This is a genomic window from Nostoc sp. UHCC 0870 (genome assembly GCF_022063185.1).
GTDB lineage: Bacteria > Cyanobacteriota > Cyanobacteriia > Cyanobacteriales > Nostocaceae > Trichormus.
The window spans coordinates 4633038-4650925 of the sequence record NZ_CP091913.1; the positions used below are offsets into that span (position 1 = coordinate 4633038).

11 protein-coding genes are annotated in these 17888 nt (G+C 42.6%); 6 read left to right on the forward strand and 5 right to left on the reverse strand.

Annotation, left to right across the window (positions count from 1 at the left end; translation table 11 throughout):
* The first annotated feature begins 263 nt into the window (after positions 1–263).
* Both L6494_RS19520 and L6494_RS19525 read left to right on the forward strand, forming a co-directional pair.
* Entirely contained in the window at positions 264–5264 is a 5001-nt protein-coding gene (locus L6494_RS19520) for a PAS domain S-box protein (RefSeq protein ID WP_237989394.1), read from the forward strand.
* Between the two features lie 159 nt (positions 5265–5423).
* Entirely contained in the window at positions 5424–6500 is a 1077-nt protein-coding gene (locus tag L6494_RS19525) for a hybrid sensor histidine kinase/response regulator (protein ID WP_237989395.1), read from the forward strand.
* 202 nt (positions 6501–6702) lie between these two features.
* Here the strand turns inward: L6494_RS19525 and L6494_RS19530 are convergent, their stop codons facing one another.
* Positions 6703–9993: a GAF domain-containing protein gene (locus L6494_RS19530; protein WP_237989396.1), complete on the reverse strand. Its 3291-nt coding sequence runs from the start codon at positions 9991–9993 to the stop codon at positions 6703–6705.
* A 110-nt stretch (positions 9994–10103) separates the two neighbouring features.
* On the opposite strand from L6494_RS19530, the gene msrB reads away from it, so the two are divergent.
* The 3 genes from msrB (at position 10104) to L6494_RS19545 (ending at position 11794) form a co-directional block, all read left to right on the forward strand.
* Positions 10104–10598 (forward strand): peptide-methionine (R)-S-oxide reductase MsrB, encoded by a 495-nt coding sequence (gene msrB / locus L6494_RS19535; protein WP_237989397.1) that lies wholly within the window; start codon positions 10104–10106, stop codon positions 10596–10598.
* Positions 10599–10872: 274 nt separating this feature from the next.
* A complete protein-coding gene (locus tag L6494_RS19540; protein ID WP_237989398.1) occupies positions 10873–11190 on the forward strand; it encodes an RNA recognition motif domain-containing protein in 318 nt (105 codons plus the stop codon).
* Positions 11191–11584: 394 nt separating this feature from the next.
* On the forward strand, positions 11585–11794 hold the full coding sequence (locus tag L6494_RS19545) for a hypothetical protein (protein WP_190709826.1): 210 nt from the start codon (positions 11585–11587) through the stop codon (positions 11792–11794).
* Positions 11795–12027: 233 nt separating this feature from the next.
* Here L6494_RS19545 and dacB read toward each other — a convergent pair whose 3' ends face one another.
* The 4 genes from dacB to L6494_RS19565 form a co-directional block, all read right to left on the reverse strand.
* Positions 12028–13491 carry a D-alanyl-D-alanine carboxypeptidase/D-alanyl-D-alanine endopeptidase gene (dacB, locus tag L6494_RS19550; RefSeq protein ID WP_237996158.1) on the reverse strand — a complete coding sequence of 488 codons (1464 nt, stop codon included), beginning with the start codon at positions 13489–13491 and terminating at the stop codon, positions 12028–12030.
* A 64-nt stretch (positions 13492–13555) separates the two neighbouring features.
* On the reverse strand, positions 13556–15019 hold the full coding sequence (locus L6494_RS19555) for a DICT sensory domain-containing protein (RefSeq protein WP_237989399.1): 1464 nt from the start codon (positions 15017–15019) through the stop codon (positions 13556–13558).
* Positions 15020–15249: 230 nt separating this feature from the next.
* The gene (locus tag L6494_RS19560; RefSeq protein WP_237989401.1) at positions 15250–16734 is read right to left on the reverse strand and encodes a UDP-N-acetylmuramoyl-L-alanyl-D-glutamate--2,6-diaminopimelate ligase; all 1485 of its coding nucleotides are present in this window, start codon (positions 16732–16734) and stop codon (positions 15250–15252) included.
* A 32-nt stretch (positions 16735–16766) separates the two neighbouring features.
* Complete coding sequence (locus tag L6494_RS19565; RefSeq protein ID WP_237989403.1) at positions 16767–17054, reverse strand: glutaredoxin family protein; 288 nt, start codon at positions 17052–17054, stop codon at positions 16767–16769.
* Between the two features lie 166 nt (positions 17055–17220).
* On the opposite strand from L6494_RS19565, the gene L6494_RS19570 reads away from it, so the two are divergent.
* A complete protein-coding gene (locus tag L6494_RS19570) occupies positions 17221–17778 on the forward strand; it encodes a Uma2 family endonuclease (protein ID WP_237989406.1) in 558 nt (185 codons plus the stop codon).
* The last annotated feature ends 110 nt before the right edge of the window (positions 17779–17888 follow it).

The window sequence follows — 17888 nt, forward strand, 5'->3', positions numbered from 1 at the left end:
CATCAGTAACAGATGAATCGTATAATAGGTTTTTGCAGGAATTTTAGTGCTGCTAACAGGTAAAATTTATCACTTTTCTTAGGTGCAGGCTAGAATAGCTGATGTTTGCTCTTTGTATCTGAAAGCTGATATGAGCCTCTAAATTATCCATCATTACAGATTCAATTCTAGTAGTGGATTTTTTAACACAGTAAAAGAGTGAACACACCCTTCACACCTCACCAACTAGGCATACTAGTTGGGAGAAATATAACAATCTAGTCATGAGTCATTCCTCCTGCCTCACCATCCTGGTAATTGATAATTGCATCGAAGATTGGGTAACATTTCGCCAATTTTTACAGCATGACCGTCTCTATACCTATCGAATTTGGGAATTTGAGACGGCAACACAGGCAATGGCATGGTGTCAGCAGGGGATATCAGATATTATTTTGCTGAATTTTCTATTACCCGATGGCAATGGGCTGGAGTTTTTGGGAGAATTGCGGCAACTCGTAAGTCATACACAATCTGCGATTATTCTGTTGACAGAAAAAGAGGATGCAGCGATCGCAGTTCGGGCGATGAAAAGTGGCGCGCAAGATTATCTAGTCAAAAACCAACTTACACCGGAAACTCTACAAGCGGCAATTCATGATGCAGTGGCACAGAGGCATCAGAACTGGCAATTAGAACAAAGTCGGGAACAAAAACAACTGATTAACGCGATCGCTTTACGGATTCGTCAGTCCCTAAAACTCAAAGAGATTTTAGCTGTCACAGCAAAAGAAGTGCGCCTGTTTTTACAGACAGACCGGGTAGTAATCTATCAATTTGACTCAGATATGAGCGGTACTGTAGTAGCGGAGTCAGTTCTGTCAGATTGGACGGTAAGTTTAGGGAAACAGATTCAGGATACCTGCTTTCAACAAGGCGCGGGAGTCGAATATCTCCTAGGAAAAACACGGGCAATTAATAATATTTATCAAGCGGATTTAACAGACTGTCATGTGCAGATGCTGGAGCAATTTGAAGTCAAAGCTAATCTGGTCGTACCGATTTTAGTCAGCAATCGCTTATGGGGATTATTAATTGCTCATCAATGCACTGCACCGCGTCAATGGCAAGTAATGGAACTAGAATTATTGGAGCAACTGGCGGTACAAATAGCGATCGCCATTCAACAAGCAAGTGCCTATGAGATAGCGCGAACACAACTAAGAGAACGCAAACGCGCCGAGAAAACCTTACGGGAGAGTGAAGAGAGATTTCGTAGTACCTTTGAGCAGGCAGCAGTGGGAATCAGCCATGTGTCCTTGAGTGGACAGTTCCTGCGTTTTAATCAGCGATTTGCTCACATTACCCGCTACCCCCAAGCTGAACTCATGACCTTGACCTTTCAGGAGATTACCTATCCAGAGGATCTAGCAGCTGATTTAGAGCAATTACAAATCCTGCTAGCGGGTGACATTCAAACCTACTCAATGGAAAAACGCTATATCTGCAAGGATGGGGCAATTGTTTGGATTAAACTCACAGTTTCTTTAGTGCGCGATACCTTGGGGACTCCGCAATACTTGATCGGTGTAGTTGAGGACATTAGCGAGCGAATTTTAGCACAACAGGCATTACAACAACTCAATCAAGAACTCGAAACCAGAGTTACACAGCGCACCGCCGCTTTACAAGAGAGTGAAGAACGCTGGCAGTTATCACTGCGAGGCAGCAATGATGGGATTTGGGACTGGAATCTTAAAACTAATCAGGTGTTCTTTTCGACACGCTGGAAAAAAATACGGGGCTTCGCTGATGATGAAATTAGCTCTAGTTTAGAAGAATGGTCGAGCCGCATACATCCCGACGATCGCGATCGCATTATAGCGGCTGTTGATGACCATCTTCACCATAAAACACCATTCTTTCAAGAAGAATACCGAGTACAATGCAAAGATAGTTCCTACCTGTGGGTGTTAGACCGGGGTCAAGCACTGTGGGATGAAGCTGGCAATGTCATCCGCATGAGTGGTTCAGAAACAGATATTACTAGTCGCAAACAAGCAGAAGCAGAGTTTTTCGAGCTGATGAATCTGCAACAAGCCATCCTAGAATGTACCGATTATGCGATTATTTCTACCAACTCTCAGGGGATGATCCAAGTCTTTAACAGTGCTGCCCAGAAGATGTTGGGTTATACATCTGAGGAAGTTGTGGGTCTGGTAACTCCACTCATATTCCATGACCCAGAGGAACTAAAGCAACAAGCACAAGCACTTTCGCAAGAACTGGGCAGAGAAATTACCCCAGGGGAAGAATTGATCCTCAAAAACCAGTCAGGTGGTAATCAGGATGAGTGGACTTTTATTCGTAAAGATGGCTCGCGCTTTCCTGTATCTCTGTCGGTCAAACCATTATCTAATAGTGAAGGAGAGATAATTGGCGGCGTGGGTATTGCCAATGATATTACCCAGCAAAAACAGATTGAAGCCCAACTCCGCAAAAATACGGCTAACCTCACGGCTGCCCAAAGGATTGCTCATCTGGGTAGCTGGGAAATGAATTTGCAAACCCAAGAAGTGATCTGGTCAGAAGAAGTCTTTCGCATTTTTGGGCGTAATCCTGAGTCTGATACGCCCACCTACGACGAAATGCTAGAGTGCATACATCCAGAAGATCGCGATTATCGGAACTCTGTAGTACAGCAAGCGATCGCCCTGGGGCTATGTTATGACGTAGAGTATCGTTTTTATCGTCCGGATCAAAGTTTACGTTATTTACTGTCGCGGGGCGAAGTCATCTGTGATGCTGATGGTCAGCCAAGACAGTTGCTGGGAACTATCCTAGACATCACCGATCGCAAACAAGCTGAACAAGAACTGATCCGTAACAGGGATTTGCGGGAAGTAATTTTCAACGAATCTACCGATGCTTTGTTTCTGGTTGATCCGACAACACTAACGACTGTTGAGTGTAATTGGCGAGCAGTAGAATTATTTGAGGCAGCTAATAAAGCTGAACTGCTTGGTATTGAAGGGCATTTACTACAACGCTATCAATTCTCTGCGGATGAAACAGATGCCATCGTTGCCCAAATGCAGACAAAAGGATTTTGGAGTCAAGAGATTGAATATGTGACTCGTCAAGGCAAATTTTTCTGGGGCAACATTGCCGCCAAGCCCATTACTATCGCTGATCGTACCATGAATTTAGTACGGGTGACTGACATCAGCGATCGCAAAGAAGCTGAACAAGAATTGCAAGAATCACGCACAATGTTGCAATTGGTACTAGATACGATTCCCCAACGTGTCTTTTGGAAAGACTGCAATTTGCGTTATTTAGGCTGCAACCCAGCATTTGCCCAAGATGCCAGATTAACCTCGCCAAATGCGATCGTGGGCAAGACTGACTTCGACTTACCTTGGGTAAATTTAGCATCCCTGTACCGTGCAGATGACACAGATGTGATCAACACCAAAAAATCTAAACTGGGTTACGAAGAACCAATGGAAAACCAGGCTGGTCCTCATATTTGGGTAAGAACTAGCAAAATTCCCTTAACTAATAGTGTCGGAGAAGTGATTGGTATTCTGGGATCTTACGAAGATATTACCGAACGTAAACAAGCTGAAGAAGAACTGCGGCACACAAATGAGCAATTAGCCAATGCCAACGCCGAACTAGCCCGTGCTACTCGCCTCAAAGATGAATTTCTAGCTAACATGAGTCATGAATTGCGAACTCCCTTAAACGCCATTCTGGGTATGTCTGAGGGGCTTCAAGAAGCTGTGTTTGGTGCGATCAACGCACAACAAGCAAAAGCGATCGCCACCATTGAGCGCAGTGGTAGACATCTCCTAGAACTAATTAATGACATCCTAGATTTATCCAAAATTGAATCAGGCAAACTAGAACTACAACTGAGTGAAGTTGCGATTAAAAGCCTTTGTCATGCTAGCGTTACCTTTATCAAACAGATGGCATGGAAAAAAGATATTCGCCTGATGACTGACATTCCTGATCATCTTGACAGTATCCAAGCAGATGATCGTCGTCTACGTCAGGTACTCATCAATCTACTAAGCAACGCCGTCAAGTTCACCCCAGAAGGGGGATCTGTGACACTCAAGGTTTGGCTAGAGGGCGTAGAGGCAATAAATCCTCCCTTGTCTCCCCCTGTCCCCTGTCAAGAGTCCCCTGTCCCCTATCCCCCCTCCCCTCACATCTGCTTCTCGATTACTGACACTGGTATCGGTATCGCCCCTGAAGACATCGATAAGCTATTTGAGCCTTTTATTCAGTTGGACAGCAACCTCAACCGCCAGTACAACGGTACGGGTCTAGGTTTGGCACTGGTAAAACGAATTACTGCCTTACACGGCGGAACAGTCTCTGTCAGCAGTCAAGTCGGACAGGGTAGTTGTTTTACTGTCCGTATTCCCTACGTGACGAGGGATCATCTTCCTATCAAGCCCATAATAGCTTCATTACCCAAACATGACTTAATCGCCAACAATGCTCCAGTTTTGATGATCGAAGATTCCATTCCTGCGGCTGACCAAATTAATCGCTACCTCAGCGAGATAGGAATGGAATGTGTGGTCTATACAATGGGTGAAGGAGCAGTAGCAGAAGTGATGCGTGTTCAGCCTGCACTAGTAATTCTGGATCTGCAACTGCCAAACCTATCAGGTTGGGAAGTGCTGAAGCAACTCAAACTCAACCCACAAACTAAAGAAATTCCAGTCCTGATCATCTCCGTAATGGATGAGCGCATCAAAGGACTAGCTGAAGGAGCATTTGCATATTTGGTGAAACCTATTAACCGGACTCAATTTCAGGCAACTCTAGAGCAATTGCAACATTTAGCCCGTGCTGATGCGCCTGCCATAGATATAGTAGCGAAACCTGCTGTGGAGCATCCTTTGATTTTGCTGGCAGAAGACAATCAAGCCAACATCGATACAATGTCCGGCTATCTTGAAAGCCGAGGATATCGTCTGGCGATCGCCAACAATGGACAACAAGCCATTGACCAGCTTCATGTTCAGCATCCCGACTTAATTGTGATGGACATTCAAATGCCGACAATGGACGGATTGGAAGCCATCCGCCGTATCCGTGAGCAGCCGCAATTTCTGCATATTCCCATAATTGCATTAACAGCACTAGCCATGCCAGGCGATCGCGAAACTTGTTTAACCGCAGGTGCTAATGAATATTTGACCAAACCGGTAAAACTCAAACAGCTGATAGTGACCATTCAACAACTTTTAACGAGGTAGTGGAGCTTTTCGATGACCAAAGAAAAAAGGATACAAGCCCCTAAATTTATTTATGGAGAAGAAAAAAGTGAAACAGCATTAATTCAAGCTCCCGGATTTATCCGTGGGGTATTTAATTTTGAATTTTGAATTTTGAATTTTGAATTGGAGCGAAGCGACTTGACTAATCAACCCTCTATTTTGGTAATTGATGATGAACCGGATAACTTTGATGTGATTGAAACTTTGCTAGATAGTGAAGGCTACCAATTACATTATGCTCCTACTGGTCAACAAGCTATTGATCGCCTACATATTTTTCAGCCTGATGTGATTTTATTGGATGTGATGATGCCTGATCTCGATGGTATGCAAGTATGTCGGCAGATCAAATCTGACTCGCAATGGCAGTCTGTTCCTATTATTATGGTGACAGCATTAACTGCTAAAGAAGACCTGGCTCGGTGTATAGCAGCAGGGGCGGATGATTTTATTAGTAAACCTGTCAACGGTGTAGAGTTAAGAGCCAGAGTTCATTCCATGTTGCGGATGAAGCAGCAGTACGATAACTTGCAGACCTTGCTGAATCTGCGCGAAGATATGGTCAATATGATTGTCCATGACCTGCGGAATCCACTTACTAGTATTGTCCTCTCAAATGAGATTCTCCGGTTGCCAGATTTGTCCCTTCAACAGCAGCAACGCAAGCTAGATCAAATAACCATCGCATCTCAACAAATGCAATCCTTGATTGATAGCTTGCTAATCATGGCTAAGTTAGAATCGGGAAAAATGGTTCTTAACTATACAGAATTAGACCTACGTGCGCTCTGCATTTCCGCCTTAGCAGATGTTGAGGCGATCGCTCTCCAAAAAAACCTCAATCTTGTGAGTGAATTACCCAATTCCGGTGGCATTGTTAAAGCAGATGCACCCATCTTTCGCCGCGTCCTGGATAATTTACTCTCCAATGCAATTAAGTTTTCCCCATCAAATTCTCAAGTTACCTTGAAGGCAGAGTATTTAACAGCAGGGGCTAAATTACAAGTCCTTGATTCTGGTTCAGGAGTTGCTCATAACTTACGACAAAGCATTTTTGAGAAATATGATATTGGCACGCGGATGCCAGAAGTTTCGCAAATTGGTTTAGGATTGGCTTTTTGCAAAATGGCAATTGAAGCACATCACGGTACTATTACTGTTGAAGATAATCATCCGAAGGGGACTATTTTTACAATCTTCTTACAGTGTGTTTGAGGCAGGGGGAAGGGGACAGGTGACAGGTGACAGGTGACAGGTGACAGGTGACAGGTGACAGGGGACAGGGGACAGGTGACAGGTGACAGGTGACAGAGGGAGAAAGAAAAATATAGCGGTTCTCAGCACCGACTAAACGCCGCGCTACCGCTAACACCACTCAGAACTCAGAACTCAGCACTCAGCACTCAGCACTCAGCACTCAGCACTCAGCACTCACTCGGTCTATTGTTGCTTGCAGTTCTTTTAAATGCACTGGTTTAGCTAAATACTCATTAGCTCCGCCTGCCAAACATTTTTCGCGATCGCCTGGCATGGCTAAGGCTGTCAGGGCAATAATAGGGATGTGGACTAGTTCTGATATACTGCGGATACGGCCTATTGCTTCCAGTCCATCAATTCCAGGCATTTGGATATCCATCAAAATTACATTGGGTTTGTACTCTTGTGCAAGGTTAATTGCCTCTTCGCCATTTTTGGCAACAATTACCTGATACCCCCGCACAGTTAGGTACGCAGAAAAAGTATCGATGTTGGCTTGATTATCTTCTGCTAGCAGAATTAGCAATTGTTCGCGTATAGAAGAAGTGAGAGAGGTAGATTGTCTCTCCTCGGAATTGTTCTCAGGCTTTAATGCTTGGGGCTTCTCCCTGTCTGGTATTTCTAAATAAGGCAAGGTGACAGTGAAACAACTCCCTTCACCCAAATTACTCACCACATCAATACTGCCGTTTTGCAATTCCACCAGGCGGCTAACTAATGCCAAACCTAAACCTGTGCCAGCGTACTGGCGATTCAGGTTACTATCCACTTGCACAAAAGATTGGAAGAGTTTGGGTATATCTGCTTGAGCGATGCCAATACCAGTATCGCTAACAGAAAATTTGATATGAGGAGACTGGGGATAGGGGATAGGGGAAGAGAAGGAAGAATTTACTTCTTCTGTTCCATTCTGCGCCTCTAACGTCTCTAGCCAAACCTTGAGCGTCACTGATCCTCCTGACGGAGTGAATTTAACAGCATTACTCAATAAATTAATGAGTATTTGGCGAGTTCGCAGTTCATCTAAGGCAATTTCATCAGCATTATAGGGAATATCTAGATTTAGTTCGATATTTTTGCTAATGGCTATTTGCTTGACAAAACTCATACTGGAATTGCACAAGTTGTTAATCGAGACTGGCGCAATCTGCAATTCCACTTTGCCGGACTCAATTTTTGCCAGATCCAGAATGTCATTAATCAAAGCCAGTAGATGTTCACCACTACTTTCAATGGTGGCGATCGCTTTTTTTTGTAGTGAATTTAATTCCCCAAAAATGTTTTCCTGTAGACCTTCTGACATTCCCAGGATGGCATTTAGGGGTGTCCGCAATTCATGGCTCATGCTAGCCAGAAATTCGCTCTTGGCTTGGTTGGCGGCATCTGCTGCTGTTTGCATATTCTGTGCTTCTTCTAGCAGTTTTGCCTGTTGTATTGCCACGCCTAACTGTGTAGCAATTTGAGTGATAAATTCTTTTTCTTTTGTCCGCCATTGACGCGCACCTGAACACTGCTGAATAGACAGTAGACCCCAAAGTCTTTCTCCAATAAACAGAGGTGCTATCAGGTAGGCTTTGATCTGAAATTGAGCCAGAGTTGCCAGATAGCAAGGAGTTAGTTCTGTTTTGTCTATATCCTCTAGGGTATAAAACTGTTTGTCAGAGTGATGGGTGACATAGTTACGAAAACAATCATCTCGAATGGGGATAGCTATTGCAGAAGCATAGCCTGTACCCACATCTTCGGAGATAATTTCACCTAATGTAAAATCAGATTCAGGATCAAAGCGAAACACCCCTACACGATCAGCATTTAGCAGTTGGCGGACTTCTTGAGTGGTGGCTTTAAATATCTTGCTTAAGTCCAAGGATTCGCGAATTTTGGTAATCACGCCCATCAATGTTTGCTGTTGGTCGGCAAAAATTGACAAATCCTTGGCGAGTTTCTCCGCCAAAGTTCGCTTTTGGTCGGCGATGATGGTTGATTGCTGCAACTCTACTGTGCGAATTTCTACCTGTTGCTCCAAATTAGCATTGAGGAGTTGCACTTGATTGTATAGTTGATACTGTTTAACAGCAGAGGAAAATCGCTCACTCATGGCTTGAGCTAGGCGAATATCAGCTTCTATCCATGCTTGTGCTTGACCTTTTTTTATTTGCTGCCAGGCCTCAAAGGATTTCCGGGGCGATAATTGGCGGGAGTCTGGTTGATGATAACCTGCCCACATCAGTTTTTGGTCAGCTTCATCTCGAAAAATACTGAGACTACCTAGCACTTCCTGACCAAAGTAAAGTGGCATAATCAGTACACCCCGAATCTGCGTTGCTTCAAAGGCAGCAGTTAGGGTACGAAACAGAGGCTCTTTGTAGATGTCAGCGATCGCCCAGATATCAGTTTCAGTTTCTAATGTTTGCGGCACTTCCTTTAGAGCATACATTGACCGCATCCATTGCACTGACCAAGGTTTGCTGGCAGTATTAGCATCCCCTTGGGCATCATTTTTAACTAATACTGATTTGAGATAATTCTGCCATAGGATATTTTCCTCAATGGGTCTACCAGTTGCCCGATCTAGGGGTTCTGGTTGTGTACCGCAGACATAGACTTCAGCATTCTGGGTAGTATTTTGACTTGATAGATACAAGCGTCCACCAGATCCTTGAAAGACCTGAACAACTTCCTCAAGTGCGTCTTGGAGTTGGACTGTGGGTGTGGTGTGGAGTAATGTGGTGACACGGTTAATATTGGCTTCCTGTTTGGCTTGTTCACGCACACGTTCGAGTAGAATTGATTGGGCGATCGCGATCGATACCTGATCTACAACCGACTGAATAAACAATAACTCCTCTTCTGTAACAACCCGTGATTCTGAATGATGGGATACCAACAAACCCCAAAGGTAGTCATTGCTAGGCAACAATGGTAGTGGAGTTTTACTCGAATTTGTGGCTTCGATCACAATCGGCACTACCACAGAAGACTTGACTCCCATTGCGTTCATGTACTCTCGATGGCAAGGGTCTACAGGGCGATAGCGAATATCTGGAGACTCCAGATATTTCCCTGTTGCTATACAGTCCAATGGGCTGATGCCAATTTGATGGGAGTCTAAATCAATAATTGTGCGCTGACGTGCGCGTAAATATAATTCGCGGGCATAGGGTGGAATGTCATCAGCTGGAAAATGCAAGTCTAATAGAGAAGGGAGGCGATCTTCGCAAATTGATTCTGCAATGACTAAACCGTGACCATCTGGTTGAAACTGGTAAATCTTGACTCGATCAGTTCCCAAAAATAGACGAACTTCCGCAACAGTAGCAGACAGGATTTTTTGCAATTCTAATGATTGTCGAATGCGGTTGCTAATACGATGTAGCATTAACTGCTGTGTCAGACTGCCTGATTGCTCTTGAACACTACCTTGATCATCCTGTTTGTTTGCTGCGTTCATTGAAAGAGAAGTACAGAATATCTACTGATGTAGTATAGGATAAGCTAACATGAGGGGTTCAACATTAGATATTTTACGTATAAATTTAAATTTTTTTTAAAATATAAATTATGCACAAACGCTATTTTCTCAAAACTGGTGCTGCATTAGTTAGCACAGCCTTATTACCGCCAATTCTTTTACAGAGGTTAAACATCATGGCAACTTCTAAAACTGACTTTGAAATTACTAAAACTGATGCAGAATGGCGTACAGTTCTATCCCCCGAACAGTTTCGGGTGCTGCGTCAACATGGTACAGAACGAGCTTTTACTAGCCCACTCGATAAGCAATATGGTGAGGGTACTTATGTCTGTGCTGCCTGTGAACAGCCGTTGTTTAAATCAGACACCAAATTTAACAGTGGCACTGGCTGGCCTAGCTTTTTTGCCCCCATCGAAGGTGCAATTGCTACTACTGTAGATCGGGCGTTTTTTATGACCAGAGTTGAAATACATTGTAGCCGTTGTGGTGGGCATTTAGGCCATGTTTTTGAAGATGGCCCTGCACCCACAGGCCAGCGTTATTGCATGAATGGTGTAGCAATGCAGTTTATCCCTGCTTAAAGGTTTGTAGTGAGGGCTTCAGCCCTCATCTAAATCATTGATTTTGCGATCGCTAATGTTGGCAACTTACTTAACATCAATTGCTTATATAACTTTATGTAACGTTTTTTCTAAATTCCCCCCTAAAAGTTGTCTATTATGTCATGATGGCAGTTGAGAGTTAATTCGGTTAACAGCATTTGTTTTTAGTATTGACAGGCTTTTTGCTTTTGGTATTGACAAACTTTTCTCCGAAATATAAATCTCTACACACTTATGATTTCGGAGACAATCTATGTCAGTTTATGTAGGAAATCTTTCTTACGACGTTACAGAAGAGAATCTAAATGCAGTTTTTGCAGAATACGGTTCTGTGAAACGCGTTCAGTTGCCTACTGATCGTGAAACAGGTCGTTTACGCGGCTTTGGTTTTGTGGAAATGGGTACAGAAGATGAAGAAACAGCTGCTATTGATGCACTCAATGGTGCGGAATGGATGGGACGTGACCTGAAAGTGAACAAGGCTAAACCCAGAGAAGAAAGAGGTTCATTTGGCGGTGGCGGTGGCGGTGGCGGTAACCGTGGTAGCTATGGTAAGAGTAACCGCTACTAAGGTTCACATATTAAGCCATTTAAGCTAACCGCTTAATTGAAAAAATTAATTTGAGTTAGTAGGGGTTCAGGTATATTTACCTGAACCCTTTTTCACAGCAATCAGTGCTGAGTCCTGAGTAGAAGAATATTACGCTGCTCAATGCCTCGCTACCGCTAACAGCACTCGGAACTCTTCACATAACATCAAGCTACCAAGTTTTTATTTCCAGCAAAGCTAATATTTGAGAGCGTTGTTATGATAGGTTAACCGCGTAATAAATCACATATCTTATTTTTCTTTTTATTTTAGTTATAGGTTACTATATAATAAAGATGTAAGCTATTGAGCAAGTTGGATATAGAAATATATTTTACTTGCAAAGAGTAAATTTCTTAATTATTTTGAGGCTCACTTGAAAATTAGAGCATTAGATGTCAAAGCTGGCGATCGCATAGTTGCTTACTGCAATAACAAAATGCAAATCTGTAAAGTTAAAAGCATTTCAAATACTGAACAGATGAACATCACCCTTTCAGTATTCACATCAGAACATTATCGTGGCTGTCTAGTCTCAAGTGTAGTTCGCTTCCGCGATGATGCCTTAGTTGACTTGGTAAGCTAAAAATTCCTTACTCAATTCAGTATTGATTGTAAACCTCAAAAGGTATGTGAATTTGTTGTAATCCCAAATTAATTTCCTGGCTGCATTTAACTTAATAGCAGCTAAGGTAGGATCAAATTCACTCCTCCCAATAATTTTACTCAAAATAATATAAAAAGCATAAACCAAGACTGGTAACTGCTGACTTTAACAGTAAACAGTTATCAGTTAAATCCTTGGGTCAATTCCTAGTTTTAACAACGCTTTAACTGCGCCAACAAAACCACTATCTCATCCATTGCTTGCCTTAAAACACTTGCAGGTTGTTCAGATTGGTTTACCATAATACTAAAAACCATAGGCTCATATTGAGGCGGATTCAGATATCCTGCAAGAGAAATTGCACCGCTTAATGTACCTGTTTTCGCTTGAACAATTCCCTCCGCCGGGGTGTTACGAAAACGATTACTTAAAGTACCGCTTTTTCCAGCTATAGGTAAAGATGCACGATACAAATTGGCGATTGGGGTTTTCGCTACTCCCTGCAAAGTTTGTACCAATGCTTCAGGAGTAATTAAATTCCGTCGTGATAACCCAGAAGCATCTACCAATTTATAACCTGTGGGGTCAACTCCCAACTGAGTTAAACTTTTTTTGAGAACTTCTAAACCTATATCAGCAGTATTTTGATTTGCTTGTTTGGGTTGTTGAAAAGCTAAAGCTCTCAAAAGGGCTTCTGCATAGAGATTATTACTATTTTGGTTAGTTTCCATAACTAACTCCCATAGAGGTGGCGACTGCACAAATGCTAATTCCCGTTGATTCTTACTGCTATTAGCAACTAATGTTTGTCCTAAAGCAATTTGTTCTGTTGCTAAAACTGTACGGAAACGCCTTAAGAAGTAATAATCAGGGTCAACGACAGGTAAACTGACTAAATAGGGTTTGGAATTGGCTGCTACTTGTCCTTCTATTCGCAGTATTTTACCAGTTAAATCACGACTAACGTTGATGTAACTCGGTTGTTTTTCTGCAACTGTCACAGACCGATTAACTAATAACCACCGTCTTGCTTCATTATTATCATTCCACACTAATTGCGGAGTTTTACCAACAGTTTGGGGTCTAATTTCTAAGCCGAAAACATTTTGATTTAAAATAAAACTATTAACTGGCGCACCATAATCTGACTGTACATCTTCCCATTGCCAAGTAGAGTTAACAATATCACCTTGAATATAACTATCGTTGGCAATTAACTGCTGAATTTGAGTAATACCCTGCTGTTTTAGCTGTTGGGCAAGTGCTTTTAATTGGGTATCATTGAGGCTGGGATCTCCCCTACCTACAACGCTAAAAATACCATTACCATTTTGATAAATCGAGGTGCGAAAGCGAAAGTTTGTACCCAGATGTTGCAGTGCAGCTGCTGTAGTTAGCAGCTTAGTATTAGATGCAGGAATAAAATATTTCTGGGCATCTTGACTATAGAGAGGTTTTAAAGATGACAGTGGTTTGACTAAAATTCCCCACCGGACTCGATTAAATAGAGGACGATTAACTATTGCATCTATAGCTGTTCCTATTTGAGCCGAACAAATTGATTTGGTGGTATTTGATGGTGCAGATGGGGTTTGGGCTTGAACAAGTTGCTGATTCACACCAATAGGTGTAGTAACTAACAGTAGCATTAAGCCAAGATTGAGTTTTTTAGACATCATTGAAAAATAAGCAAAAGTATTTGATAGGTAAAAGAAAAGAATCTTTTGGCTTTTTTATAATTCAAATATTTGGTTTACCGGAATTTACAGCTTTATTACTTTCTATTGGTAACTGCACAGTAAAAAGAGATCCTTCATCGAGTTTACTTTTAACATTAATTGAACCACCACAATGCCACAATAATCGCTGCACAATCGTTAACCCTAAACCAGCACCATTGATTTCGTCGCTGACTCCTGAACGCACACGATAAAAGCACTCAAAGATTTTGGGAATTTCACTTTCGGCAATACCGATACCTGTATCGCGCACTTCTAGTTGGACATATTCGCCCTGGACTTTGGCTCTAACCCACACTTGACCACCGTTGGCAGTAAAATTGATGCTGTTATGTAGTAAATGAATCACTATCTGTCTGAGTCCGCCATTAACGCACCAAACAGCTGGTAAATCAGTGGGTACGGTGTAGGCTAGCATGATGCCTTTTTCTTGGGCTAAGGGTTGGTAAGTGCTGACTACCCCAGGGACAATATCTGCCAGCTTGACCAACTCTAAGGTTGTAGTTTCTAAGGTATGCTCTAGTTGGACGAGATCCAGTAGACTTGTAATCAAAATACTCTGGCGATCGCACTGACTATTGAGCATTTGTAAATAACGTTGTCGTTGGTTGGGTTTAATATTGGGTGAATTTAACAACGATAGGGCTGTTTTTATCTGGGTTAGCGGTGTCCGCAACTCTTGACAGACGTTACTTAAATATTCATCTTTCAGTCGTTCTTTTTTGTGTAAGTTTTGATTCTTCTCTTTTAATTTAGAAATTCGTTCAGTTCTAATTTGCCGATTAATTTCATCTTGTCGCTGTATTTGCTTGGCAAACAACTGACTGATCAATGCTGGTTCTGATGCGGTTGGACAAATAAAATCTGTAGGTGCAATTGGATCTAATTCTGATTTAATCTCTTGATTTAACCCATCTAGCACCTTTTGAATAACTTTGTTATCAACACTAATTATTGTTAATAAAGGTTGACTCTTATTTTGATTTTCCTTACTGACAACATTATTTTTATCTTTTTTAATTGGTTGATATGCCGCCAGTAAACTGCTAAAATTCGGTGCTAAAACTATTAAAAAATATTCACAGCTAATGTGACTATTTGGTCGTGATTGCAAAGTTATATTATGGCAATCTAAAGAGGATGAGGGGGTTAAATTTTCTTCACTGACTTCTTCTTCTGGTTCTGTTGCTTCTAGTCCTACTTTCTTCTCCCCAATTCGACAATTGTATATGGTACTCACTATTCTTGCTGATGACTGATAGCGAGTTAATTCTGTATACCAAATTTTCCCCGGTGGGAGCTTAAACCATATAGTTGCATTTATCTGCCGTTCAATCAATAAATCTATTGTGGCTCTCACCAGTGATAGCAGCGTAGCAGGATTAAGAGGAAATGCTTGGGGTGAGGATTCTACTCCTAACGCTAGCTGATAAACGGAAAAATCCTTATGCAGAGAGTCATTCATGGGTCAAACACGACAAATAAAAATCAGGGCAGGAAGAAATAATTATGTTATTAATTTTCACTTATTTATATATTTTTGGACATCTAAAATACTTAAAAAGTATTAATTAAGGGTGTAGGGGTGTAGGGGTAAGGCAAAAGAAAGCTATCTTTTACCTTCTTACTTTTTTATGCCCAGTACCCAGTACCCAGTACCCAGTACCCAATCCCCAATCCCCAGTCCCCAGTCCCTCAACTTCTAGATTGTAAAGCAGCGCGTGCGTGTTCTCGGTCATCAAAGTGAATTTTTTCTGTGCCGAGAATTTGGTAGTCTTCATGACCTTTCCCAGCTAGTAACACACCGTCTCCGGGTTGGGCTTGGAGGATGGCGGTACGAATAGCGGTAGCGCGATCGCAAATTACTAGTGGTTGTATAGTGTCGGGTATACCTGCCAAAACATCTTCTAAAATCTTTTCTGGGTCTTCAGTCCGGGGATTATCGGAGGTGACTACCGCCACGTCTGCTAACTCCGCCGCAATTTTACCCATTTTAGGACGCTTGGTGCGATCGCGATCGCCACCACAGCCAAACACGCAAATCATTTTCCCCGGAATAAAAGGCCTAGCTGCTTTGAGTAGGTTTTCTAAGCTATCGGGTGTGTGGGCATAATCCACAATCACACTAATTTCTTGGTCAGGACTAATCTGCACCCGTTCCATGCGTCCGGGAACGCCGGGAAATTCAGGAATAGCGGCTGCGACTAATTGCAAATCTAACCCCAGATGTAAAACTGCACCGACGGCTGCTAACAGATTTTCTAAATTATATTGACCAACTAGAGGCGATCGGAAAGTTACATCACCCTCTGGTGTATGCAGCATACCACTCACACCATTTGGTTCGTAACTTAAATCACTCATCCATAAATTAGCAGTAGGATCATTAACGCTGTAACTCCATACCTTCTCAGGATTCAAAACGGCAATTAATCGTTTACCGTAGGGGTCATCAGCATTAATAATTGCCCGTCCTTTCAGATATTCAGGGCTAAATAACAACGCCTTAGCCCCAAAATAATCTTCCATGTCGCTGTGATAGTCCAAATGGTCTTGGGTGAGGTTAGTAAACACACCCACCTCAAAGGGACAACCCAAAACACGGCCTTGGGCTAAAGCATGGGAACTAACTTCCATCGCGCCAAACTCACAACCAGCCTTGACAGCCTGTGCTAGCTGCTGTTGTAGTTCCACCGCAAAGGGTGTAGTATGGGCAGCCGTTTGTTCAAAACCAGCCCAACGGGTGTAGAGAGTCCCCATCAAAGCCGTTGGTAATTGGGCTTTGGTGAGTAAAAATTCAATCAGGTGAGTAGTTGTAGTTTTACCGTTAGTACCAGTCACACCCACCAGCTTAAGTTTTTGCCCAGGATATCCATAAAAAGCTGCTGCAATTTGGGCGCAAGCTGTGGTCATGTCGTTAGCACTAATGACAACCGCCTCATCTGTGGGAGGATTTTTTTGTACAGCTTGGGGTGAAATAATCGCCGCTACAGCACCCGATGCGATCGCACTTGGCCAAAATTCTCCCCCATCTACCCGTGTTCCAGGCATCCCAATAAACAAATCTCCCGCACTACAAGCATGGGAGTTTGTCTTTAATCCTTGGACTTCAGCATCTGCCAAAGCTGGAGGTAATTGTTGCACACTGTCAACTGTCGCTAGTAATTCCCGCAATTTCATATTGTGAACCTCAGCACACACTTTGCTTGCGCTTATTCTGCATTATTTTTTTCAATCTTGGCTAAATACTTATACAACATTTGCTCCAATTGCTGGACACTAGCACGGGGAGAAGGACGGGGTAAAGCTTGTGCTTTCTCGTCTTCAGGCTGTATTAGATGCAGAACCGGAATCTCATACTGATAGGCATTAAACCAATCTTCACGGGTAGTAATGTCACGAATCTCTAACTCAAATTGCAGATTTTGGATCTGTTCTAGCTTTTCTTGCAAGCCTTCACACAAATGACAACCGGGTTTACTGTATAAAATTAATCGCATTTACCTAAAATAATCGCGCCTATGGCATCTTTCATGATAGGTGCAAAATAGAGTTATGGATTAGAGTAGGCGATCGCTTAGTGAGGTACAAGAACCCCACCCCCAACCCCCTCCCCGCAAGCGAGGAGGGGGCTATGATATACCTCATGTGATTAGGAAACGCTATATGACTCGACTCAAAACGGAAATCACAACCCAACAATTCCTCGAATTACCAGAGGGGGATATTACTTACGAATTAGTTAATGGCGAAGCTAAAGCCAAAATATTACCAAAAAGATATCATTCTAGGCTAACAGGCGCAATTATTACCCTCTTAACGCCGTGGGCGCAAAGTCGCGGTGAGATTGGTATCGAGTGGGCGGTCACTCTCAAACGCAAAGGAAAAGACTGGATTCCTGTTCCTGACTTACTTTATGTTTCCTTCTCACGTCTCCCAAATGATGTCATTGAGGATGCACCCTGTCCCATACCACCAGACTTAGTGATTGAAATTATCTCTCCCGGTCAAAGTTTTGGAGAAATGAGTGCCAAAGCCACAGACTACCTAGATGCAGGCGTGATGAGAGTTTGGGTGTTAGATACCAAAGCCAAAACTGTAACCGTGTTCTATCCCGATGCCAGACCACAAACAAAAATCGGTGAAGATAGTCTAGCAGATGAACTATTAACAGACTTACAACTCACACCCCAACAAATTTTTCAACAAGCAGGAATACCTTAAATATTTGGTGCGATGGCGTAACTGCCCAGCGTAGCTGATCGCCTATCAAAAACCACAAAATCTAGAAAATACTTCGCGTTACTCCGCGATAACTTAGCGTACCTCTGCGT

Excerpts from the sequence above, each read along its gene's own strand:
- L6494_RS19520 (WP_237989394.1), top strand. The coding sequence starts at position 264 with ATGAGTCATTCCTCCTGCCTCACCATCCTGGTAATTGATAATTGCATC.
- L6494_RS19530 (WP_237989396.1), bottom strand. The coding sequence starts at position 9,993 with ATGAACGCAGCAAACAAACAGGATGATCAAGGTAGTGTTCAAGAGCAA.
- msrB (WP_237989397.1), top strand. The coding sequence starts at position 10,104 with ATGCACAAACGCTATTTTCTCAAAACTGGTGCTGCATTAGTTAGCACA.
- L6494_RS19540 (WP_237989398.1), top strand. The coding sequence starts at position 10,873 with ATGTCAGTTTATGTAGGAAATCTTTCTTACGACGTTACAGAAGAGAAT.
- dacB (WP_237996158.1), bottom strand. The coding sequence starts at position 13,491 with ATGTCTAAAAAACTCAATCTTGGCTTAATGCTACTGTTAGTTACTACA.
- L6494_RS19555 (WP_237989399.1), bottom strand. The coding sequence starts at position 15,019 with ATGAATGACTCTCTGCATAAGGATTTTTCCGTTTATCAGCTAGCGTTA.
- L6494_RS19560 (WP_237989401.1), bottom strand. The coding sequence starts at position 16,734 with ATGAAATTGCGGGAATTACTAGCGACAGTTGACAGTGTGCAACAATTA.
- L6494_RS19565 (WP_237989403.1), bottom strand. The coding sequence starts at position 17,054 with ATGCGATTAATTTTATACAGTAAACCCGGTTGTCATTTGTGTGAAGGC.
- L6494_RS19570 (WP_237989406.1), top strand. The coding sequence starts at position 17,221 with ATGACTCGACTCAAAACGGAAATCACAACCCAACAATTCCTCGAATTA.